This is a genomic window from Microvirga arvi (assembly GCF_016892765.1).
In the GTDB taxonomy this organism is placed as follows: Bacteria; Pseudomonadota; Alphaproteobacteria; order Rhizobiales; family Beijerinckiaceae; genus Microvirga; species Microvirga arvi.
The window spans coordinates 162,241-182,080 of record NZ_JAFEMD010000002.1 but is presented as its reverse complement, the minus strand read 5'-3'; the positions used below and the strand labels follow the sequence as shown (position 1 = coordinate 182,080).

Here is a 19,840-nt window from a genome sequence, read left to right as displayed (position 1 = left end):
AACCAAGAACGCGCCTGCCCCGAGTTCCCGGAACCAGGCCATGCTTGCACTGTCCGACGAGGTTCATTACGAACGACCCAAGATCTTGGCTCAGGCAAGACCTCGGCTCATGCTGGGCCTTGTCTCATGCGCGTCCTGGTGAAGCGCTGAATAATTCTCCCGCAGGAAAACTTCTCTTGGATCGGTTCGACGTTGTGGTGATCGGCGCAGGCGGCGCCGGGATGATGTGTGCGGCGGAGGCCGGCAAGCGCGGGCGTTCCGTGCTGGTTATCGACCATGTGGCCAAGCCTGGCGAGAAGATCCGCATTTCCGGCGGCGGCCGCTGCAACTTCACCAACCTCAACGCCGCACCGGCCAATTACATCTCGCAGAACCCGAGCTTCGCCATCTCGGCCCTGCGCCGCTACACTCAAGCCGACTTCATCGCCCTCGTGGAGCGCTATGGCATCGCCTATCACGAAAAGACGCTTGGGCAATTGTTCTGCGACGGCTCGTCGAAGCAGATTGTCGATCTGCTCCTGAACGAAATGCGGCAGGCGAATGTGGAGCTTCGCCTCTCCACCTCCGTGCAATCCGTCGAGAGGATGTCCGAAGGGTTCCTGCTCAGCCTCTCGCAAGGCGCGGTGCAGTGCAGCTCGCTCGTGGTGGCGACCGGCGGCAAGTCCATTCCGAAGATGGGAGCGACGGGCTTCGGCTATGATCTCGCGCAGCAATTCGGCCTCAAGCTTGTCGAGACGCGGCCGGCCCTCGTGCCCTTGACGCTGGAGCCGACCATGCTGGAGCGGCTCGCCCCCCTCGCAGGCGTTGCGGTCGAGGCCGTGGCGACCTGCGGCAAGACGCGGTTCGCCGAGGCGCTGCTCTTCACCCATCGCGGATTGAGCGGTCCGTCGATCCTGCAGATCTCCTCGTACTGGCGTGAGGGCGGCGAGATCGAGCTCTCCCTTCTGCCGGGCGTGAACCTGTTTGAGGAATTGCGGACGGCGCGCGCGCAGAACGGACGGCAGGCGTTGCAGACCGCCCTCTCGGTGTTTCTCCCCAAGCGGCTGGCGCAGCTGATCGCCGAAACGGAGAAGGGGCCTGCCAATCTCGCGGATTATGCCGACAAGCGACTTCGCGCCATCGAGGAGGCCGTGAACCGGTGGCGCTTCAAGCCGGCGGGCTCCGAGGGCTACCGCACCGCCGAGGTGACCCTGGGCGGCGTTGACACCCGCGAGCTGGACTCCCGCACCATGGAGACGAAGGCGGTGCCGGGCCTGTACTTCATCGGCGAGGTGGTGGACGTGACCGGCTGGCTCGGCGGCTACAATTTCCAGTGGGCCTGGTCCTCGGGCTGGTGCGCCGGACAGGCGGTCTGACGCAGCGGATCGCGGTTCGCCAGCGAGCTTTTCCAAGAGCACGTGTGCGCAAAGTCACATCGCCTGCCCGACGGGAAAGTTTTCAACCTGAAGTTCATTGAGAAGCCTCGGCGGATTATCGATATGTTATTTCATAATAAGATCCGGCAAGGACGTCTTTGTTCAAAGGGGGCTTAGGGAATATCCTATGATGAAAACTCTCTATGTCCTGCCTCTTCTTGTGGCATCAGGACTTGTTGCTGTGCCGGAAGCCTATGCGCTGACGTTGGACAATGGTCGGAACCTGAACGGTCTTGCCTTCAATGGCCGCAACCTGAACGGCCGGAATCTGAACGGCGTCGCCCTGCGGGGCACGGCCGAGGCAGCCGGTGCTGTCAAGGCAGTGACCGTCATCCTTCAGGATGGCGAGCGCGTGACCCTCAATTAACATCATGAGGGAGGGCCTTCGTCCGGCAACGGGCGAGGGTCTTTGCCGCCTTGGCCATGCCATTCCGTTCCCCCATCGCTGCGCTCGCCGCAACCCTGAGCCTTTTGACCTCGGATTCCGGGCCTGCGTCCAGCGGCCGCCTCGAGGTCGCCGAGGGCGAGTTCCGCCTGCGTTTCGACGATGGACGCCTGCTTGCGAGCAACGCCTTGGTCGGGGCACGCATCGTGATCGAGAACGGTGTCGAGGCCATCCGGGTTCTGATCGATGCGGTCGAGGAGGACAAAACCGCTGCAGGCAAGCCGCTCGTTTTGTACCGGCTCATGGTCGAAGATGCGGCGGGGCAGGGTACCCATGATGCCTGCCAGCCAGACGCCCGTGGACGGCGGCTGGGTCTGCCCCTGCTCAAGGATGCCGGCATCACCTTCACCTGCACCAGCGGTGCGGAGGGCAAATGCATCCTGATGGGCTACCGGCCTTGGGATGATCGTCCCGATGCGCCCATGCGCGATCTTCATGCCGCCTGCGTGAATATGGTGCGGGCCGATTACGGTGGCGACGATCACCCGACCACGCGTGACGGCACCGCCATCGACGTCTACGACCGCTTCGGAATCCAGAAGCCGGAAACGGCCGACCCGATGCCCTTCGAGGCGGCCTGGGGCAGGAATGGCGCCATCTGCGTGGCACACACCCGTATCGCAGGGAACGTGACGCTCGACGAACTGGCGCAACGCTACTCGACCCTCCGCCATCATCTCGGTCCCGAAGCCTGCACGGAGGAGGCCATGCGCCGCCATCCTGACGTCCTCCTGTTCAACCGCTCGGCCTTGACTGATCCCTGACGGATGGCTCGGTTTTCTGGGTCTTTCCCCAAGGCTGTGCTATTCTTCCGGCCTTGATGGCTTACATCAGGAGGGTCTCATGCAGTCGGGCATGGTCCTCATCTGGATCGGTGCGTTCCTCATCATTGCCGGGATCGTGCTTGCGGCAGGCCAGGTGCTCTGGAGAGGGCGCCTGAGCGATCCTCACAGAATGGGCTCCACGGACTCAAGTGCCACGCTCGAACCGCAGGGTCGGGTGCGCCCCTTCCATCCCAAGCATCACTGGCCCACCATCGCGCTGGTTGCGCTCGGTGTCGTCCTCATGCTGGCGGAAGCTGCCGTCTGATCATCATCTCAAGGGTTGAAACCGGACCGGGCCGGTCCAGTTCAAGCCTCATCCGCCGCCTGGCTTGCGGCAACGCTCTCACGTCAAAACCGGAGATCTCCCATGCAGCAGCGTCGGCTTGGTCAGTTGCAGGTGTCCGCCCTCGGCCTCGGTTGCATGGGCATGTCGGAGTTCTATGGCAACGGCGATGAGGCGGAATCCATTGCCACGATCCATCGCGCCATCGAGCTTGGTATTACCTTCCTCGACACCGCCGACATGTACGGCGTCGGTCGCAACGAAGAGCTCGTCGGCCGTGCCATTGCGGATCGGCGCGACAAGGTGGTGCTCGCCACGAAGTTCGGCAATGTGCGCGGCCCCAATGGCGAGCGCCTCGGTATCAGCGGCAAGCCCGATTATGTGCGCCAGGCCTGCGAGGCGAGCCTGAAGCGGCTCAAGATCGATGTGATCGATCTCTACTACCAGCACCGGGTCGATCCCGAGACGCCGATCGAGGAGACGGTCGGCGCCATGGCCGATCTGGTGCGCCAGGGCAAGGTGCGCTTCTTAGGCCTCTCGGAGGCCGGCCCTCAGACCATCCGCCGCGCCCATGCGGTTCACCCCATCACCGCATTGCAGACCGAGTACTCGCTCTGGAGCCGCGATCCCGAGGACGAGATCCTGCCGGTCGTGCGCGAGCTCGGCATCGGCTTCGTGCCGTATTCGCCGCTCGGCCGCGGCTTCCTCACCGGGCAGATCAAGAGCGTGGACGATCTCGCAGCCGATGATTTCCGCCGCAACTCGCCGCGCTTTCAGGGCGAGAACTTTCAGAAGAACCTCGACCTCGTGCGCGAGATCGAAGCCATGGCCCGCGAGAAGGGCTGCGCACCCTCGCAGCTCGCGCTCGCCTGGGTGTTGGCGCAGGGCCAGGATATCGTGCCGATTCCCGGCACCAAGCGCCGCCGCTATCTCGAGGAGAATGCGGGCGCGCTCGAGGTGACGCTCTCGCAGGATGATCTGGCGCGCGTCGACCGCATCATCCCGTCGGGCGCCGCCGCCGGCACGCGTTATCCGGAGCCGGGCATGAAGATGGTGGGATTGTAGTTCCTACGCAGCCGACGAGGTGTTGACGGGGAGGGATTCGAGCGCTCCCGCTTCGTCGATGCGGCGGACGAGGTCGTCCACCTCTTCCTCGGTCTGGTAGATGCCGAAGCCGAGGCGCAGACGCTGGCCGCGCACATCGGTCACCACGCGCAACTCTTTCAGATCGTTGTGGATGGCCTGTGCGACAGGGGTCTGGAAGGTGAGAAAATTGCCGCGCCGCATCTCGTCCGCCGGCACCACGAGCGAGGCGTCTTCGAACGGGGCGGAGCCGCCGATGCGACGCAGGAAATGCTGCTGCAGCGCCTTGGCGTGGGCGTGGATGATGCCTGGCGTGATGCCCTCGTCCGCGAGCCAGCGCATCACCGCGTTGAAGCGGTAGAGGCCGGACGGGTCGAAGGTGGCGCCCATGAAGCGCCAGCCGTCATCGCTGTAGCCCAACTGTCCGCTCTGTGCATTGGTGAGGTTGCCGAAGGCGGCATACCAGCCGGTGTCGCGCGGGCGAAGGCCCCAGCCGGGCGGGCAATGCATGAAGCAGGCGCCTTCGCCCGCCATCGCATATTTATAACCACCGGCAACATAGAACACCCGCTCCGCAATGCTTCCCAGATCCGTCGGCCGCGCCATGAAGCCGTGATAGCCGTCGATCACGATCATGGCGCCGTCGCGGTTGCATTCCGCGAGGTGGCGTCCATCCAGCGCGAAGCCCGAATTGAAGAACACCTGGCTGACGAAGACGAGATCGTAGCCCGCCTGCGCGGCGCAGAAGAAGCGGTCCTCGAACGTGGCGAAGGGCTCCGCCGGCACGCGCGTCACGGTAACCAGCCGCTCTTCCTCCAGTCGCGCGATCTGGCGCGTGAAGGAGTGGAACTCACCATCCGATGTGAGGATGCGGACCGGCCGGTCGGTGGGAAAGCAGGAGAGAATGCGCTTCAGAAATTCATGGGTGTTCGGCGCAACTGCGATGGTGGACGGATCGGGCAGGCTGAGATGCTCCGCCACATGCCCGCGGAACTCGTCGAGCACCGAGCCTAAGATGTGCTCCCACTTGTCGTCCATCAGGCGCGCGGCGTCGTCCCAGGCCTGCATCTGCGCCTCGCGCGTCACATCCGGCCAGGGATGGTGGCTGTGGGCTGCGAAATGCAGGCGGTCCGGCTCGGAGTTGAGGAAACGGGAGAACTGGGAACGAAGATCAAGCATGGGTGCATCTCTCAACGATCAAAGCTTGCCGCGTACGGACCAGAGTTCGGGAAAGAAGTAGTGTTCGAGCGCCTTGCGCAGGTAGGCGACGCCGCTGCTGCCGCCCGTGCCGCTGCGCATGCCGATGATGCGCTCCACGGTCTTCATGTGCCGGAAGCGCCATTGCTGGAACGCGTCCTCCATATCGACCAGCTCCTCTGCGAGTTCGTAGAGATCGAAATGCTCGCCCGAGTGGCGGTAGATCTCCTCCCACGCCGCTTCGACGCCGGGATGCGCCGTGTAGGGCTGGGTCACGTCACGCTCGAGCACCTCCGCCGGAATGGCATAGCCGCGCCGGGCCAGCAGGTGGAGGGACTCGTCGTAGAGGCTCGGTGCCCGGTAGGCAGCTTCCATTTGCTCGGCGAGGTCGCTCCGGTGCCGGTGCGGCGCCATCTTCACCGCGTCCTTGGCGCCGAGCTTGAACTCGACCAGCCGGTACTGCCAGGACTGGAAGCCGGATGATTTGCCTAAAGCGGGCCGGAAGCTCAGGTAGTCCGAGGGCGTCATGGTGGAGAGCACGGTCCAGGCCTGGATCAGCTGTTCCTGGATCCGGTTGATCCGGGCCGTGCACTTGAAGGCCGGCTGCAGCTCATCGGCCCGGATATGGGCCAGGGCCGTATCGAGCTCCCGGTTCAGGAGCTTGAGCCACAGCTCCATCACCTGATGGATGGTGATGAAGAGAAGCTCGTCGTGCTCGGAGGTCAGGGGGGACTGGGCGGAGAGGAGGGTGTCGAGCCGGAGATAATCCCCATAGCTCATCCCTTGGGAAAAATCGGTGTGGATCCCGTCTGTCGCAGCCGACAAGTCTTTCTCTCCCTGAACTGCTTCCGCTTGGGTGCGGATTATGGTCCTGCCGTAAGGACCTTCTACGAAAGTAGGACATCCCGGCAGGCTTGTCACGCGGTGCCGGGCGGAATTGGCTTTCCACCCTCGAGAGGATAGGTTGCCGCCCGGCAACGATCCCGAACCGGAGACACCCGCGCATGACCGACACGCTTCCCGACCGCCTGTCCTCGAACCCGGATAGCCCCTACTACAACGAGGAACTGCTCGCGAAGGGCGTGGGCATCCGCTTCAACGGGGCCGAGAAGACCAATGTGGACGAGTATTGCGTCAGCGAGGGCTGGGTCCGGGTGGCCGCCGGGAGTGCCAAGGATCGTTTCGGCAACCCGATGACCATCAAGCTCAAGGGCAAGGTCGAGCCCTATTTCCAGACGAAGGCATAAAGCTTTTATGCCGGAAAGGCCTTTCCCTCTCGCTGGGGCAGGGCTGGACGTGAGGCTGAGAGCGTCCCAAGATCGGGATCAGGCTTGTCAGGTGAGGCCCGGCCTCCTTGGGAAAGGCTTATCCTGAATGCTTCTGAGGCGACGAACGATCCTTGTGGCGGCCTGCCTGTTCGGCGGGCCCGCTCTCGCTCATAGCTGGTATCCGTTCTGGTGCTGCGACGACCACGATTGCCGCGCATTGGTCGAAGCCTATGGCGAAACCGTCACCGAGACCGCTGATGGCTGGCGGCTCTGGGATGGACGGCTTATCGGCCGCGAGTACGGAAAGATGTCGCCGGACGCGAAATTCCATCTCTGCGAGGAGCCGACCACACGCGCCATCATCTGCTTCTTCGCCCCGCAGGGGGCTTCCTGACCTGAGAGCCTCAAGGGCCTGCAGGTGATCTCGAAAAGCCGCCGAGCCTGCACGTGCCCCTTCTGGAAAAGCTTCTCCCTGCGAAGGGCTGCAGAAACGGTGGGGCGAATCGCAAAAAAGAAAGCGCCCGCTTTGTCAGGGGGCGCCTTAAGGTCCGACCCGTAGGGGCAATAGAGGGTCGTGAACCTCTCTATTCGAATAGTAATCTGTCCAAAATGTGACGAGTTGAGGTGCCAATTAAGCATGTCAAGAGAACAGATGTGATATTCTGACGCAATCGATCGTTTATTTGCGAACTATTTGGCTTGATCAGGCGAAAATTATGATTTATGCCGGGTTAACCGTAGGGGCAAATACGGTCCGAAGGGTCGCGAACACAGTCAAACAATAGGACTGGGCGCGGCCCTTTTTGTTTTTATTGCTAGGAATACGGTCCGTTACTTTTCGTCCGGTGTGGGACGCCTGCGACCGCTCCAGGAGAAACCTAATCTCGTCACCGTTCTGCTCAGTATCTGCTCCGTGCGCGGGCGCACGCCCTTATTTTCCTTTATGTTATAACCCAGTGAGCTGTAACATCATGATGCCCTAGTCCAGGACGGATACGAGTGGATAGGGCTCCTTACGGCAACCATAGGAGACACTGAGGATGGCGGTTATCTACGCAGACGGGGACACCACTGGAACCGCAGGTCGCGACGAGATCTATGGTGGAAGCGGTGCCGACGCGATCGATGGACGTGCCGGGAACGACTGGATCCAGGGCAATCGTGGGAACGATTCGCTTTGGGGTTACACAGGCAATGACACCATCTGGGGCGGCAGCGGCGATGACTTCATTCTCGGCGAAGCCGGACGTGATACCCTGACCGGCCATGGCGGCTATGATGCGTTTGTGTTCACTCATAGGCCATCGACGTCGAACGTCGATACGATCACCGACTTCAGCGTGAGGTATGACACGATCGTTCTGTCGACAGCCATCTTCAAAGGCGTCGGTGTTGCCGGGCGCGATATGAAGGCAAGCGCCTTCTGGACAGGGACGGCGGCGCACGACGCAAACGACCGTATCATCTATAACAAGGGTACAGGTTCATTGTACTATGATCCGGACGGAACCGGTTCAAAATCGGCTGTCGAGTTCGCCAAGATCGATGCGAACCTGAAGCTGACTTACAAAGACTTCTACATCATGGTCCCATGATGCCCTTGCGGGGCGGGCAGATATTCGTCTCACGTCCGTTTCGCGCGAGCTTCCTGAAGGCGCTCCATGAGCGCCTTGATGTCCTCGGCCGCCTTCAATCCTCGGATGCCGATCACCCCGCGATCAACCGTCCTGCCGTTTTCATCCTTGCGCCCGTTGAAGAATACGTCGCGTTCCTGCTTGGACATCTTCAGGAGGGTGCGGGCTTCCGTCTCGATCCGCCATTCCTCGGACCAGGTGCTGACGGGTTGGCCGGTGAGTTCGGAGATGGCTGTGGTGTGGCGGGAGTAGGTCATGCCGAGGGTATGGCAGGAAGAGATGAAGAAAGCTTAGCTAAGCCATTCTCTAGAGCATCGGACCCAAAAGTGGACCCACTTTTGGGTCCGATGCTCCAACTCTTGGTTGGCGCATCGTTGAGCGCAGACCCGGAGGGCCGCGTCAGCGACCCAAAGGGCCACGCCAGTGAAAACCGGGTCCACTTTTCTGCACGATGCGCTAGTTCGTAAATCGCGCCCCATAATGGGTTCCGTCTGTCCAAACCAGCCTCACCATGGCTGTGGCCCCTGCGTCGGGAATTCGAAGTTCGAATTCCAGGGGAACATCTGCAGGGGCCGAAATCACAAGGCGGACCCCGGATTTCGACATGTCCCAGATGCAGCACCCAATCGGCGTCGCGCTCTCGGGACCTGCGATCCAACCCTCCAGGACGGTGGAGAAGCGCTCGTGTGATCGACGCTCAGGCATTCCAGGGGTCATGCAAGGGGTCCATGATTGAGGTGTTACCCTTGTACGCAAGCAGGCTGGTGCGAGGCTATCCAGTGCGTATCTGCCAGCGCCGGGACCGGAAGTGCTGATCCGTAAACCCCTCCGGGCTCAGGCATGCCCCATCGGTCCGTCGATGATCACGTGCGGGCACAGGCGCGAGCAGCGCTCGATCCGGCCATCAACCCTGTAGATAGCCTGGAGCAGGGTGGGGGTGATGACGTCATTCACCGGGCCGCAGGTGACCATGGTGCCCGCATCGATCACCATCACCCGGTCGGCGACGCGCAGCACTTGGTTGAGGTCGTGGATCGCGAGCACCACGCAGATCCCCCTGTCCCGCGCGAGCGAGCGGATCAGGGCCAGCACCTCCACCTGCCGGTGCAGGTCGAGAGCGCTCGTCGGCTCGTCGAGCAGCAGGATTTTTGGCTCACGCACGAGCACTTGGGCCAAGGATACAAGCTGACGCTGCCCGCCGCTGAGCTCGTTGAGGCCCTTGAAGGCGATGGCCTCGATGTTCAGGCTGAAGAGGACCCGGTCGACCTCCTGGAGATCCTCATCGGTGACTTTGCGCGGCGCGCCCTGCTTGCGGGCGAGCAGGACGGACTCGTACACGGTCAGAACCGTGTTCACGGAGGTGTCCTGCGGCATGTAGCAGACATGGCTCTCAGGGGAGCCCGACGCGCCATCGCCGATGCGGATGTCGCCGGGACCGTCGAGCAGCCCGGCGATGCGCCGGAACAGGCTCGACTTGCCGGCGGCGTTCGGCCCGATGACGGCCGTCACCTCGCCGCCTTTCAGGGCCGGCGTGGTGACGCCTGAGAGCACCTCCTGCTTGCCGTAGCGGACGCCGACATCGGTGAGTTGCAGGGTCGCTACCATGCGCGCCTCCGGGTGGACATGATCAGGCTGAAGAGGAAAGGCACGCCCACGAGCGCCGTGATGATGCCGATGGGAAAGATGGTGCCGGGCACGATGGACTTGCTGACGACCGAGGTGAGCGAGAGGATCGCAGCACCCGACAGAACGGAGGCCGGCAGGAAGTAGCGTTGATCCTCGCCCACCAGCATGCGGGCGATATGCGGTCCGACGAGCCCGATGAAGCCGATGGTGCCCACGAACGCCACCGGCACGGCGGCGAGCAGGCTGATGATCATCATGGTCTCGAGCCTGAGCCAGCGCACGTTGACACCGAAGCTCGCGGCCTTGTCGTCGCCGAGGCGCAGCGCCGTCAGCGCCCAGGCGCGACGCATGAAGAGGGGCAAGGACACCGCCACCACCGCCGTGGTGATGGCAAGCTTCGGCCATGTGGCGCGGGTAAGGCTGCCCATGGTCCAGAACACCACGGCCGAGAGCGCTTGCTCCGAGGCGAGATACTGCACCAGCGCGAGCAGCGCGTTGAAGGTGAACACGAGGGTGATGCCGAGCAGCACGATGGTCTCGACGGTGACGCCGCGCTGCTGGCTCATGAAATGGATGAACAGGGCCGCAGCCATCGCCATGAGAAGCGCGTTGATCGACACCACATAGTCGATGGCCCAGGGCAGGAAGCCGACGCCGAACACGAGGGCGACCGATGCGCCGAAGCTCGCAGCCGCCGAGATGCCGAGGGTGAAGGGGCTGGCAAGCGGATTGTTGAGGATCGTCTGCATCTGCGCGCCCGCCGCCGAGAGCGCCGCGCCGACGACCACCGCCATCAGTGCCACCGGCATGCGGATGTCCCAGATCACCACACTGATCTGCTGCGAGACCTCCGGCGAGCCCATCAGGGCCAGCACGACCTCGCGCATGGTGTAACGGGCCGGGCCCAGGCCAAGATCGGCGATCACGGACAGGATCAGAACGAGCCCGAGCGCAAGAAGCACGAGTTTCTTGCGCTGGACCAGGACGCAGTAGGTGCCGCGTCCCTTAGGGATAGCAATGGCAGGGGAGTGGGCCAAGAGCCTATTCCTTGTCGCTGAGGGAGACCCAATAGCCGGTCTTGTAGGGCACGGGCAGAAAGCGCTCGTAGAGCGTCTTCATGGTCTGGTCCGGATCGACGTCCTTGAACAGCTCCGGGTGCATCCACTTGGCCATGGCCTGGATGGCGACGAACTGATAGGGGCTGTTGTAGAACTGGTGCCAGATCGCGTGGACGCGGTTGTCCTTGACCGCCTTCACGCCGGTATAAGCCGGACGCTTCATCAACCCGGCAAGCTTGGTTCTCGCCTTAGCCTTGTCCGCGCCGGAGCCGACGCCGACCCAGGCGCCGCCGGGCACATAGAGCTCCCAGTTCGAGCCTGTGACGATGACGTGGTCGGGATTGGCCGCGATGATCTGCTCGGGGTTCACGACGCCGAAGGTGCCGGGGATGATCTTGGCCGCGAGGTTCTGGCCACCGGCCACCTCGACGAACTTGCCGAAGTTCTCGTTGCCGAAAGACATGCAGCAATCGTCCGAGTAGCCGCCGGCGCGCTCCACCATCACCAGGGGCTTGGCGGGATTGGCCTTGGCGAGGCGCTCGGTCACGAGATCGATCTGCTGCTTGCGGAACGTGATGAACTCCTCCGCCCGCAATTCCTTGCCGAACAGCTTGCCGATGAGGCGCATGCTCGGATCGGTGTTCTCGAACGGCTTCTCGCGGAAGTCGACGAACACCACCGGGATGTCGATCCTGGCGAGCTTCTCGATGAGTTTGGCGTCGTCGGTGGCCGTCTTCGCCTCGATGTTGAGGAGGATCACGTCGGGCTTGAGCGAAACCGCCTGCTCCACGTCGAAGGTGCCTTCCTTGAAGCCGCCGAAGGTCGGGATCTTCTCGATCTGCGGATACTTGGCGAGATAGTCCTTGTAGCCGTCGAGATCCGCCTTCTGCAGGTCGTCGCGCCAGCCGACCACGCGCTTGAACGGCTGATCCGTGTCGAGGGTGGCGACGAAATACATCTGCCGGCCTTCGCCGAGGATCACCTTCTCGACCGGCGCCTTCACCTCAACCTTGCGGCCAGTGATGTCCGTCACGGTGATCTTGTCGGCGGCATGGGAAGGAGCGGGCAGGAGCCCGATGAGCGCCAGGGCGGCGCAGAAAGCCAGTTTGGAGAGTTGCATCATGCGCCTCGCATCGATTGGGAAAGCGGGCCTCTCGTAGGTTCGTTCACATAGTCATGCAAGCAATATCTTTTAGAATTACTTTAATTAAAAAGAGTAAAACCGCAGTTTAAAATAATTCTATTCTGCAGTTTACAATAGTTCCAGTTTGACGTCTCCAGATTTTGCTTCTAGAGGAGCGCCGGAACTCATCTTCACCACGAGCTTTTCATGAATGCGAACTACACGCTCCGGGACGAGATCCGCGACTACTGGTCGGCACGCGCGGCAACCTTCGACGAGCAGGTGGGGCACGAGATCTTCTCGGAGGCGGAACGGCAGGCGTGGCGCGATCTGCTCCTGCGCCATCTCGGCCCAGGCGAGGGGCACCGGGCCCTCGATCTCGCCAGCGGCACAGGGGTGATCTCCCATCTTCTGCATGGTCTCGGCTTCGACGTCACCGGCCTCGACTGGTCGGAGGCGATGCTGAGCCAAGCGCGCGCGAAGGCGGCCCGGCGCGGCGCCGATATCCGCTTCGTCATGGGCGATGCGGAGCTGACGCTGGAAAAGCCGGAGAGCTACGACGTGCTCATTACGCGCCACCTGGTGTGGACCCTAGTGGATCCCAAGGCGGCCTTCCGGGAATGGCATTCCCTCCTCAAACCCGGCGGACGGCTCCTCATCGTCGACGGAGATTTCGTCTCGGACACCCTCGTCAGGCGCATGATCCGCTTCGTCGAGAAACTGGTGCCTGGGATTGCGGGAACTCCGCATGCGCCCAATGCCATGCGCGAGACCCATGAGCGCATCCTGAAGCGGGTCTACTTCTCCAAGGGCGCACGCGCCGAGGAGGTAGCGGCCCTGCTGCGTGAGGCGGGTTTCGCGCAGATTGTCATCGATCGCAATCTCAAGCCGATCCACCGGGAGCAGGCCAGGAACCTGCCGCTGCTGAAAGGCCTCGAGCGCGCGACGCAGCATCGCTATGCCGTTCTTGCGGTGAAGGCTTAAGCCTGAAACGTCATGGTCTGCACAGCCGGATCGTGCTCTCTGCGCTGGAATGGCCTCAGCGCCGTTGTGGTGAGAGCGAAGAAAAACGGGAGCGGGATCACCGGCACAAGGGCGGCCATGACGGTGTGGGTTCTATCCTGCGGCGCGGAGGCTACCCCGCCAGAAAACCCGCGAGCGCCCGCGGATCCACGTTGCCGCCGCTGATGATGATTCCGACGCGCTTGTCCTTGCAGGGTACGATCCCGCTGAAGGCCGCGGCCGCCGACAGGCAGCCTGTGGGCTCGACCACGATTTTCATCCGCTCGATGAAGAAGCGCATGGTGTTGACGAGCTGCGCATCGGAGACGGTGAGTATGTCATCGACGAGCGCGCGCATGATCGGGAAGGTCTTGGATCCGACATAGGTGGTCTGCGCCCCGTCGGCGATGGTGGCGGGGACGGGGATCCTGACGATGGCGCCCGAGCGGAACGATTGCTGCGCGTCGTTGCCCGCTTCCGGCTCGACGCCGTAGATGCGGCACTCGGGCGAGAGCGCCCTGGTGGCAAGGGCCGATCCGGCCAGCAGGCCGCCGCCTCCGGTGCAGACGAACAGCATGTCGAGGGGGCCGACTTCCTCGAACAGCTCCTTCGCCGCCGTGCCTTGGCCCGCGATCACATCCTCATGATCGTAGGGCGGAATGAGCGTGAGGCCGCGCTCCTGCGAGAGCCTACGTCCGATGGCCTCGCGATCCTCCTTATAGCGGTCGTACAGCACCACCTCGCCGCCATAGCCTTTCGTGGCCGCCACCTTCATGGCCGGCGCATCCTGCGGCATGATGATGACGGTGGGCACCCCCTGCAGCTGGCCCGCATAGGCGATCGCCTGGGCGTGGTTGCCGGAGGAGAAGGCCACGACGCCGCGCTTCTTCGCCTCGGCAGGCAGCCGCGCAATGGCATTGTAGGCGCCGCGAAACTTGAAGGAGCCCCCGCGCTGGAGGTTCTCCGCCTTGAAGAACAGTTTTCCTCCCGTCCGCTCGTCGGCGGTGCGGGAGGTGAGAACCGGCGTGCGATGGGCTATTCCCTCGATGCGCTGCGCCGCCGCCAACACGTCGTCGTAGGTGGACAGTTTGGGTTCGGAAAGTGGGAGGCTCATGCTGATGTCACCGATTCTTCTTCGAGATGCGATTCTTCTTCGAGATCAAGGAGCTTTCTACAGGGTTTGGCGCGAAATCTCAGCTCAAACCCGAAAGGGCGAGCGGAATTGCGCAATAAGGAGGTTAATCCATTTGAGTACCTATACAGCCTTACATAAGGCTGACACAAGGATGAGGGGCTCCTGAGAAACATGGGCGGGCCGTCGCCAACAAGAGCTCTCGGCCACCCGAGCAGCGGCGGAGCCGCCCTGCAATCGTGTTTCTCCCTTGAAGGAGATCACATGTCCACATTGCGCTACATCTTCTACGGAGGCGTCGAGGGCGCCTATCAGAATCAGGATCTGAGCGATCTTTCGTTTCTGGACCCGATCTATGGAGCAAATGTCGGCGGGTATCAGGAAGGACAGCTCATCACCGGCTACCTGTCCCTCTCCGGAGATGCTCTTGCGATCGCGAACGGCTTTCCGCGCGGCACCGAGTTCGAGTTGCCCGGCACGACGCCCGGGCTCGACTTCTTCTTCGAGCAGCCGCGGGTCGGAGATTATACCGAGGCCGACATTCTCGCGAACGTCAGTCTCGCGATCGGTGGTGCGGGAGAGCCGCTGCCATCCTTGCGGGTTAGAGTTTTCGATGGCGCCGACGGGCCGAATGTCCTCATCACCGCATCTGGCGCCGATATCAGTGACGACAACGACGCCATCGCTCGTGCGGATGGACTCTGGCTGCCCGAAGATGTCAAGCCACTGGTGCTGAGCGGAACGAACGGCAGCGACACCCTGCGCGGCACGGCCCAGTACAACTTCCTGTCCGGCGGCGGAGGGGGCGACACGCTCTTTCTCAAGACCGGTCAGGGCTGGATCTGGGGCGGCAATGGCAGCGACTCCATCAAGGGAGGAGACAAGGGCGATTATCTGTTCGGCGGCTATGGCAGCGACAAGATCCTCGGGCGCGGCGGAGATGATGTGATCCGCGGCGGCGACGGCAAGGACGATCTGCGTGGCGAGCAGGGTGCCGACACCGTGGACGGCGGCACCGGCAATGATTCCGTCAAAGGCGGCAGCGGCGACGACGTCCTCGGCGGCCACTCCGGTCATGACAAGATGTACGGCAACGACGGCGCGGACACCATCCGCGGCGGCTTGGGCAACGATTCGATCGATGGCGGCAGCGGCAACGATTGGATCTATGACGGTGGGGGCAACGATACCCTCAAAGGCGGCCCAGGCGACGATCTCTTTCTCTTCTCGTCGGGCGACGCAGGCGGGAAGGACAGGGTGAAGGATTTCAGGCCCGGCCATGACAGCATCACCATCGAGAACGATCTGTTCGAGACCTTCGAGCAGATGCTCGACGGATATACCGCTCAGGTCGGCGACAATGTCGTGATCACCTACGCTCTGGGCTTCACGATCACGCTTGAGGATCTCCGGATCTCCCAGCTGCGCGCTGATGATTTCGGCTTCTCGCCGAACGGCTGAATGAGGACATTATCCGGGCGTTCCGGGAAGCGCCCGGATAGGGCCCAAGACCTTGGCGCCCCCTTGCCCGAAGTCTTTCGGATGACATAGGGCCAAAGAGATGCTCGTGCCGGAACAGCCGTCCGCCCTATCCGTTCATCCTGATCGAGGCAAAGGCTCAGGAGGAGGCTTCCCATGGACCTATGGCAGATGGTCGTGTCGGATCACGCGAATATCGAGGAGCTTTGCCGCGAAGTGCTGCGGGCAACGGGCGCCGGCCCCAACAGCCGCGCCGAACTCTTCGCCGATCTCCAGGACGAGCTTGAGCGGCACATCGCGGCCCAGCAGAATGTTCTCTATCCCGCCCTGTCCGGCCACGAGCGCACGGGCAGCTATGTGGCCGATCTCGAGCGCAGGCAGGAGGACATCCTGCGCCAGGTCGATGAGCTGGCCGCTCGCCGCAACAAGGACAGCCACGACTGGGCGGCAGATTTCAAGGACCTGACCGGCTCCATCCGCCATGCCTTCACCCTGGAGGAGAACGGGGTGATGATCGTCGCCCGCGGCGTCTTCTCCCCCCGCGAGCTCAAGAGCCTGCAGAGGGATTATGAACGTGAGCGGATCGCATCCCTTGAGGCGCGCCGCTGGCACATGCCGCAATCCATGATGCCGAGCCGCTACGGCCTGCCCACGGGCACGGTCTTCGGCGTGCTCGCCGGCTTGGCGGCCGTGGGAGCCGGAGCCCTGCTGTGGAGCATGAACCGGTCTGGCTCCACAAGCGTGCGGCAGAACAGGCCCATGCGTCCGGCATCGCGCCGCCCGCAGCCGCCGTTCCCGGTCGAAAGCGGCGGCGTCGACCGCAGCCTGGAAGGCTCCCGCCGCGGCTCCATGGGGCAGGATCCCTTAGGGGCCCGGACCTATTCGAGGGCTGGCGCGGCCTCGGCAGCCGGGAGTTCCATGGCTTCCTCCGCGGCATCCTCCGACGGAATGCGCGGCCAGCAGGGGCCGGGAAGCACGCCCCAGGCGGATGACGCCCTGCTCCATGGCGCAGGCAGCGGAACCTCGCCGGCGGCGGGCGGCAGCCCTTCCGACGACAACTGGTTCTCCTCCGCCCATCCGCCGCGGGCGCCGTCGGGTCTCTCCACGCCGCTGCAGCCGGGCGGAACGCTGCCCGCAGGCGGTCCCGCCGCATCCCCAGGCTCCGTCGGCACCGGCGGCGCCCAGACAGGCGGCGCGGATTCAGGTTCGCTGAAGCGCGACGGACGCTAACAGCCTAAAAGGCCTCATGTCTGAACGTGAGGCCTTTTTCATGAGCGTCGCTTGAATGCTGTCGAGCAGGCGCAGCTATAGCATCGGACCCAAAAGTGGACCCACTTTTGGGATCCAATCCGATGCTCCAACTCTTGGCTGGCGCATCGTTGGGCGCAGACCCAAAGGGCCACGCCAGTGAAAACCGGGTCCACTTTTCTGCACGATGCGCTAGGCAGCCTTCACGTTCGTGCCCCAGCGCCGGTGCAGGAAGCGCTCCCAGGGCGAGAAGAGCAGGCGGTCGACGAGAAGGCCGATCACCACGATGACGATCATGATGCCGATCACCTGCTCCATGGCGTTCAGTTCGCGCCCGTAATGCAGCAGGTGGCCAAGGCCGAAGCCTGTGAGGATCGTCACGTAGATCTCCGCCGCCATGAGGGACCGCCAGGCGAAGGCCCAGCCCTGCTTCATGCCGCTGACGAGGAAAGGCAGCGAAGCGGGCAGGATCACCCGGGTCCATTTGTGCAAGCCCTCCGATCCCATGGTGCGGGCCGCACGGGCATAGATCGGCGGGATGTTGCGCGCGCCATGGTCGGTGGCGAGGATCACGGACCACACGGTGCCCATGATGACGACGAACAGCATCGCCCCTTCCGTCTGCCCGAACCAGACCAGGGCCAAAGGCACCCAGCACACGCTCGGCAGGGTTTGAAAGCCGAGGGCCAGAGATCCGATCGTATCTTCGAGGATTTGGGTCGTGCTGGTCAGCAGGCCCAGGGGCAGACCGATGATGACGCCGGCGGCATAGCCGATCAAAAGCCGCTTGAGGGTCACCCAGGTGGACTCGAGAAGCGTGCCGTCGAGCAGCGCTCCCCAGATGTACTCGGCCACGAAGATCGGGGAGGGGAGCAGGACAACGGACCATCGGCCGCTGCGGACTGCGAGTTCCCACGCGCCGATGAGAAACGCAAAGAAGAGGAGAGCGACAGCCGTGCGCTTCATTCGAATGCGGCCTCCTTCAGCGTTCCCTTGAGAGCCGCAGCGATGGTGGACGTGTCGCCGGCGAGATCGCGGCTGTTGATGTCGCGCGGATGGGGCAGGGCGATATCGAAAATGGTCGTGATGCGCCCCGGCGACGGCGACATCAGAACCACGCGGTTTCCGAGGCAGACGGCTTCGCGCACGTTGTGCGTGACGAACACGATGGTCTTGCGGCTCTCTATCCAGATGCGCTGGATGTCGTCGTAGAGCTGATCGCGGGTGAGCGCATCGAGAGCGGCAAAAGGCTCGTCCATCAGCAGCACCTGCGGATCGGGGGCAAGCGCGCGGGCCAGTGCCACGCGCTGCTTCATGCCGCCCGAGAGCTCATGCACATGCGCACGCTTGAACTTCTCGAGGCCGACGAGCTGCAGGAAATGATTGGCGATGTCCTTGCGCTCGGCCCGCGTGAGATCGGGCCGCAATTTAAGTCCGAACATGACGTTGCCGAACGCATCGAGCCAGGGAAAGAGAGCTGATTCCTGGAACATCACGAGCCGCTGGCGCCCGGGCCCTTCCACGACCTTGCCGTCGGCGAGAACCCGGCCGGAATCCGGCTTGGTCAGGCCGGCGATGATGTCGAGAAGGGTGGACTTGCCGCATCCGCTCGGCCCGATGAGGCAGACGAATTCGCCATCCGCGATGGTCAGCGACACATCGTCCAAAGCCTGCACCAAGGCTCGCGACGAGGTGAACCGCTTGGAGACGCCCTCGACGATGAGCTTGGCCGGGTTTCCTGTAAGGGAATCCGTGCTGGGAGACTCCATCAAGGCGCCTCTATCAGGCGCGACAGATCGGGCGTGTCACGCAGGAACCCCACTTTCTGAGCGCTCGTCACGAAGGATTGGAACGCTTCGCGCGTCGTGTCCGGCGTGATGACCATGCGGCTCCAGGCACGGGCGACAAGTTCTGGCGACATGTCGAGACGGAACGAGGCCTGCAGCTCCTCGCGGGCGAGGCGCTGGGCCTCGTCGGGGTTCTTTCCGATCCACTCGGTCAGCTCGCGATGGGCCGCCACGAAGCGCTTCGCGAGATCCCTGTTCTTGTCCAGAAACCCGGCGCTCGAGACGAGCACGGTGGTGATGGCCTCCTTCTCCTCGACCAGCACCTTGCCGCCGGCCTCGGATTCGAGCCGCGAGACCCAGGGTTCCACGGTCCAGACCCCATCGAGCTGCTTGCTCTGGAACAGGGAGAGCTGATCGGGATTGCTGGTGGGCACCACATGCGCATCGCCTCCGGTCTGGGTGATCCGCAATCCGCCGGCGACGAGCCAGGCCCGCGCTGCCACGTCCTGCGTGTTGCCGAATTGCGGCGTGGCGATGCGCTTGCCCTTGAAGTCGGCAGGCTTGGACAGGGTGGAGTCTCCTTGCACGACAAGGGCGGAGCCTCCATTCACGGCCCCCGCGACCACCCTGACCTCGCTCCCCCGGGAACGGGCATAGGCGTTCAGCGCCGGGTTGGGGCCGACATAGGTCAGGTCGAGGGAGTTGGCGAAGATCGCCTCCATCGCGCTGGGGCCGGCGTTATAGGTGTACCACTCGATCTTCACCCCAGGGCCGAGCCGTTCCGCGAACCACCCGCGCCCCTGCCGCTCGAAGGCGCGGGCCACCAGGGCCTGGACGTGAGTGATGTTGGGAAAATGCCCGACGCGAACCGTCGTGCCCTGCTGGGCGAAGGCCGGGGCCTGTGCCGCAACCCATGAAAAGACCGACAAGAGAAGAAGCCGCCATCCGTGCCGCATCGGGTGCTCTCCAGTGCCATCGGATCAAGGCTAGGGGTTCCTGCCAGAAGGTCAATGGAGAGCCAGTTAGCGGCCGGAGGGGCAGCTTGGTCCTGAGCAGGAGAAATCTTTCCTTTCGGGCCCTCGGACGTCTCAAAACCCTTGTTTTCCGCTGAAAAATGCATCTTTCGCTGCATTTCTTAACCAGCCGGTAACCATAATGGGCGCCGAATAGCTCCATACCGTTGCGTTAAGAAATCGCGACAGCTCAATCCGCCTCCGCTCTCCGAACATGTTCTGC

General features: G+C 63.2%; 22 protein-coding genes. 11 read left to right on the top strand and 11 right to left on the bottom strand.

Annotated elements, in window-relative coordinates; all coding sequences use genetic code 11:
• Positions 1–176 precede the first annotated feature (176 nt).
• From ILT44_RS02225 to ILT44_RS02205, 5 genes are all read left to right on the top strand, one after another.
• On the top strand, positions 177–1,355 hold the full coding sequence (locus tag ILT44_RS02225; protein WP_204237925.1) for a BaiN/RdsA family NAD(P)/FAD-dependent oxidoreductase: 1,179 nt from the start codon (positions 177–179) through the stop codon (positions 1,353–1,355).
• 187 nt (positions 1,356–1,542) lie between these two features.
• On the top strand, positions 1,543–1,782 hold the full coding sequence (locus tag ILT44_RS02220) for a hypothetical protein (RefSeq protein WP_204237924.1): 240 nt from the start codon (positions 1,543–1,545) through the stop codon (positions 1,780–1,782).
• Positions 1,783–1,838: 56 nt separating this feature from the next.
• Positions 1,839–2,624, top strand: coding sequence for an ADYC domain-containing protein (locus tag ILT44_RS02215; protein WP_204237923.1), 786 nt, complete (start codon positions 1,839–1,841; stop codon positions 2,622–2,624).
• A gap of 79 nt (positions 2,625–2,703) precedes the next feature.
• Complete coding sequence (locus tag ILT44_RS02210) at positions 2,704–2,949, top strand: hypothetical protein (RefSeq protein WP_204237922.1); 246 nt, start codon at positions 2,704–2,706, stop codon at positions 2,947–2,949.
• A 102-nt stretch (positions 2,950–3,051) separates the two neighbouring features.
• Complete coding sequence (locus ILT44_RS02205; protein WP_204237921.1) at positions 3,052–4,032, top strand: aldo/keto reductase; 981 nt, start codon at positions 3,052–3,054, stop codon at positions 4,030–4,032.
• A gap of 3 nt (positions 4,033–4,035) precedes the next feature.
• Here the strand turns inward: ILT44_RS02205 and ILT44_RS02200 are convergent, their stop codons facing one another.
• Entirely contained in the window at positions 4,036–5,229 is a 1,194-nt protein-coding gene (locus ILT44_RS02200) for an aminotransferase class V-fold PLP-dependent enzyme (RefSeq protein ID WP_204237920.1), read from the bottom strand.
• Between the two features lie 18 nt (positions 5,230–5,247).
• Positions 5,248–6,072, bottom strand: coding sequence for a tryptophan 2,3-dioxygenase (gene kynA / locus ILT44_RS02195; RefSeq protein WP_204237919.1), 825 nt, complete (start codon positions 6,070–6,072; stop codon positions 5,248–5,250).
• A 179-nt stretch (positions 6,073–6,251) separates the two neighbouring features.
• Here kynA and ILT44_RS02190 point away from each other — a divergent pair, with 179 nt between their 5' ends.
• From ILT44_RS02190 to ILT44_RS02180, 3 genes are all read left to right on the top strand, one after another.
• Positions 6,252–6,494, top strand: coding sequence for a DUF3297 family protein (locus ILT44_RS02190; RefSeq protein ID WP_204237918.1), 243 nt, complete (start codon positions 6,252–6,254; stop codon positions 6,492–6,494).
• 127 nt (positions 6,495–6,621) lie between these two features.
• A complete protein-coding gene (locus ILT44_RS02185) occupies positions 6,622–6,909 on the top strand; it encodes a hypothetical protein (RefSeq protein WP_204237917.1) in 288 nt (95 codons plus the stop codon).
• Between the two features lie 646 nt (positions 6,910–7,555).
• Positions 7,556–8,110, top strand: coding sequence for a calcium-binding protein (locus ILT44_RS02180; protein WP_204237916.1), 555 nt, complete (start codon positions 7,556–7,558; stop codon positions 8,108–8,110).
• 29 nt (positions 8,111–8,139) lie between these two features.
• Here ILT44_RS02180 and ILT44_RS02175 read toward each other — a convergent pair whose 3' ends face one another.
• The 4 genes from ILT44_RS02175 to ILT44_RS02155 form a co-directional block, all read right to left on the bottom strand.
• Entirely contained in the window at positions 8,140–8,406 is a 267-nt protein-coding gene (locus ILT44_RS02175; protein ID WP_204237915.1) for a DUF7696 family protein, read from the bottom strand.
• A 577-nt stretch (positions 8,407–8,983) separates the two neighbouring features.
• Positions 8,984–9,754, bottom strand: coding sequence for an ABC transporter ATP-binding protein (locus tag ILT44_RS02165; protein ID WP_204237913.1), 771 nt, complete (start codon positions 9,752–9,754; stop codon positions 8,984–8,986).
• Complete coding sequence (locus ILT44_RS02160; protein WP_204237912.1) at positions 9,748–10,812, bottom strand: FecCD family ABC transporter permease; 1,065 nt, start codon at positions 10,810–10,812, stop codon at positions 9,748–9,750. The genes ILT44_RS02165 and ILT44_RS02160 overlap by 7 nt, the downstream gene beginning before the upstream one ends.
• A 4-nt stretch (positions 10,813–10,816) precedes the next feature.
• Positions 10,817–11,956, bottom strand: a complete 1,140-nt coding sequence (locus tag ILT44_RS02155) for an ABC transporter substrate-binding protein (protein ID WP_239467839.1) — start codon at positions 11,954–11,956, stop codon at positions 10,817–10,819.
• A 207-nt stretch (positions 11,957–12,163) separates the two neighbouring features.
• Here ILT44_RS02155 and ILT44_RS02150 point away from each other — a divergent pair, with 207 nt between their 5' ends.
• Entirely contained in the window at positions 12,164–12,940 is a 777-nt protein-coding gene (locus tag ILT44_RS02150; RefSeq protein ID WP_204237910.1) for a class I SAM-dependent methyltransferase, read from the top strand.
• On the opposite strand, the gene ILT44_RS31390 is transcribed toward ILT44_RS02150, so the two are convergent.
• Positions 12,937–13,059 carry a hypothetical protein gene (locus tag ILT44_RS31390; RefSeq protein WP_255549658.1) on the bottom strand — a complete coding sequence of 41 codons (123 nt, stop codon included), beginning with the start codon at positions 13,057–13,059 and terminating at the stop codon, positions 12,937–12,939. The two genes, ILT44_RS02150 and ILT44_RS31390, sit on opposite strands and share 4 nt — an antisense overlap.
• 32 nt (positions 13,060–13,091) lie before the next feature.
• Positions 13,092–14,072, bottom strand: coding sequence for a threo-3-hydroxy-L-aspartate ammonia-lyase (locus tag ILT44_RS02145; RefSeq protein WP_204237909.1), 981 nt, complete (start codon positions 14,070–14,072; stop codon positions 13,092–13,094).
• Positions 14,073–14,354: 282 nt separating this feature from the next.
• Between ILT44_RS02145 and ILT44_RS02140 the strand changes: the two genes are divergently transcribed.
• Together ILT44_RS02140 and ILT44_RS02135 are read left to right on the top strand one after the other, a co-directional pair.
• Positions 14,355–15,551 (top strand): calcium-binding protein, encoded by a 1,197-nt coding sequence (locus ILT44_RS02140; protein WP_204237908.1) that lies wholly within the window; start codon positions 14,355–14,357, stop codon positions 15,549–15,551.
• Positions 15,552–15,725: 174 nt separating this feature from the next.
• Positions 15,726–16,799 (top strand): hemerythrin domain-containing protein, encoded by a 1,074-nt coding sequence (locus ILT44_RS02135; protein ID WP_204237907.1) that lies wholly within the window; start codon positions 15,726–15,728, stop codon positions 16,797–16,799.
• Positions 16,800–17,009: 210 nt separating this feature from the next.
• On the opposite strand, the gene ILT44_RS02130 is transcribed toward ILT44_RS02135, so the two are convergent.
• Genes ILT44_RS02130 through ILT44_RS02120 form a run of 3 tightly spaced genes read right to left on the bottom strand, consistent with a single transcriptional unit; the run spans position 17,010 to position 19,560 of the window.
• The gene (locus tag ILT44_RS02130; protein WP_204237906.1) at positions 17,010–17,783 is read right to left on the bottom strand and encodes an ABC transporter permease; all 774 of its coding nucleotides are present in this window, start codon (positions 17,781–17,783) and stop codon (positions 17,010–17,012) included.
• A complete protein-coding gene (locus ILT44_RS02125; protein ID WP_204237905.1) occupies positions 17,780–18,586 on the bottom strand; it encodes an ABC transporter ATP-binding protein in 807 nt (268 codons plus the stop codon). The genes ILT44_RS02130 and ILT44_RS02125 overlap by 4 nt, the downstream gene beginning before the upstream one ends.
• The gene (locus tag ILT44_RS02120; RefSeq protein ID WP_204237904.1) at positions 18,586–19,560 is read right to left on the bottom strand and encodes an ABC transporter substrate-binding protein; all 975 of its coding nucleotides are present in this window, start codon (positions 19,558–19,560) and stop codon (positions 18,586–18,588) included. Before ILT44_RS02120 ends, ILT44_RS02125 begins: the two co-directional genes overlap by 1 nt.
• Positions 19,561–19,840: the final 280 nt, after the last annotated feature.

Coding starts and splice junctions, on each gene's coding strand:
- ILT44_RS02145 (WP_204237909.1), bottom strand. CDS start 14,072: ATGAGCCTCCCACTTTCCGAACCCAAACTGTCCACCTACGACGACGTG.
- ILT44_RS02130 (WP_204237906.1), bottom strand. CDS start 17,783: ATGAAGCGCACGGCTGTCGCTCTCCTCTTCTTTGCGTTTCTCATCGGC.
- ILT44_RS31390 (WP_255549658.1), bottom strand. CDS start 13,059: ATGGCCGCCCTTGTGCCGGTGATCCCGCTCCCGTTTTTCTTCGCTCTC.
- ILT44_RS02135 (WP_204237907.1), top strand. CDS start 15,726: ATGGACCTATGGCAGATGGTCGTGTCGGATCACGCGAATATCGAGGAG.
- ILT44_RS02165 (WP_204237913.1), bottom strand. CDS start 9,754: ATGGTAGCGACCCTGCAACTCACCGATGTCGGCGTCCGCTACGGCAAG.
- ILT44_RS02125 (WP_204237905.1), bottom strand. CDS start 18,586: ATGGAGTCTCCCAGCACGGATTCCCTTACAGGAAACCCGGCCAAGCTC.
- ILT44_RS02180 (WP_204237916.1), top strand. CDS start 7,556: ATGGCGGTTATCTACGCAGACGGGGACACCACTGGAACCGCAGGTCGC.
- ILT44_RS02150 (WP_204237910.1), top strand. CDS start 12,164: ATGAATGCGAACTACACGCTCCGGGACGAGATCCGCGACTACTGGTCG.
- ILT44_RS02140 (WP_204237908.1), top strand. CDS start 14,355: ATGTCCACATTGCGCTACATCTTCTACGGAGGCGTCGAGGGCGCCTAT.
- ILT44_RS02200 (WP_204237920.1), bottom strand. CDS start 5,229: ATGCTTGATCTTCGTTCCCAGTTCTCCCGTTTCCTCAACTCCGAGCCG.
- ILT44_RS02220 (WP_204237924.1), top strand. CDS start 1,543: ATGATGAAAACTCTCTATGTCCTGCCTCTTCTTGTGGCATCAGGACTT.
- ILT44_RS02155 (WP_239467839.1), bottom strand. CDS start 11,956: ATGATGCAACTCTCCAAACTGGCTTTCTGCGCCGCCCTGGCGCTCATC.
- ILT44_RS02215 (WP_204237923.1), top strand. CDS start 1,839: ATGCCATTCCGTTCCCCCATCGCTGCGCTCGCCGCAACCCTGAGCCTT.
- ILT44_RS02175 (WP_204237915.1), bottom strand. CDS start 8,406: ATGACCTACTCCCGCCACACCACAGCCATCTCCGAACTCACCGGCCAA.
- ILT44_RS02210 (WP_204237922.1), top strand. CDS start 2,704: ATGCAGTCGGGCATGGTCCTCATCTGGATCGGTGCGTTCCTCATCATT.
- ILT44_RS02120 (WP_204237904.1), bottom strand. CDS start 19,560: ATGCGGCACGGATGGCGGCTTCTTCTCTTGTCGGTCTTTTCATGGGTT.
- ILT44_RS02190 (WP_204237918.1), top strand. CDS start 6,252: ATGACCGACACGCTTCCCGACCGCCTGTCCTCGAACCCGGATAGCCCC.
- ILT44_RS02185 (WP_204237917.1), top strand. CDS start 6,622: ATGCTTCTGAGGCGACGAACGATCCTTGTGGCGGCCTGCCTGTTCGGC.
- ILT44_RS02205 (WP_204237921.1), top strand. CDS start 3,052: ATGCAGCAGCGTCGGCTTGGTCAGTTGCAGGTGTCCGCCCTCGGCCTC.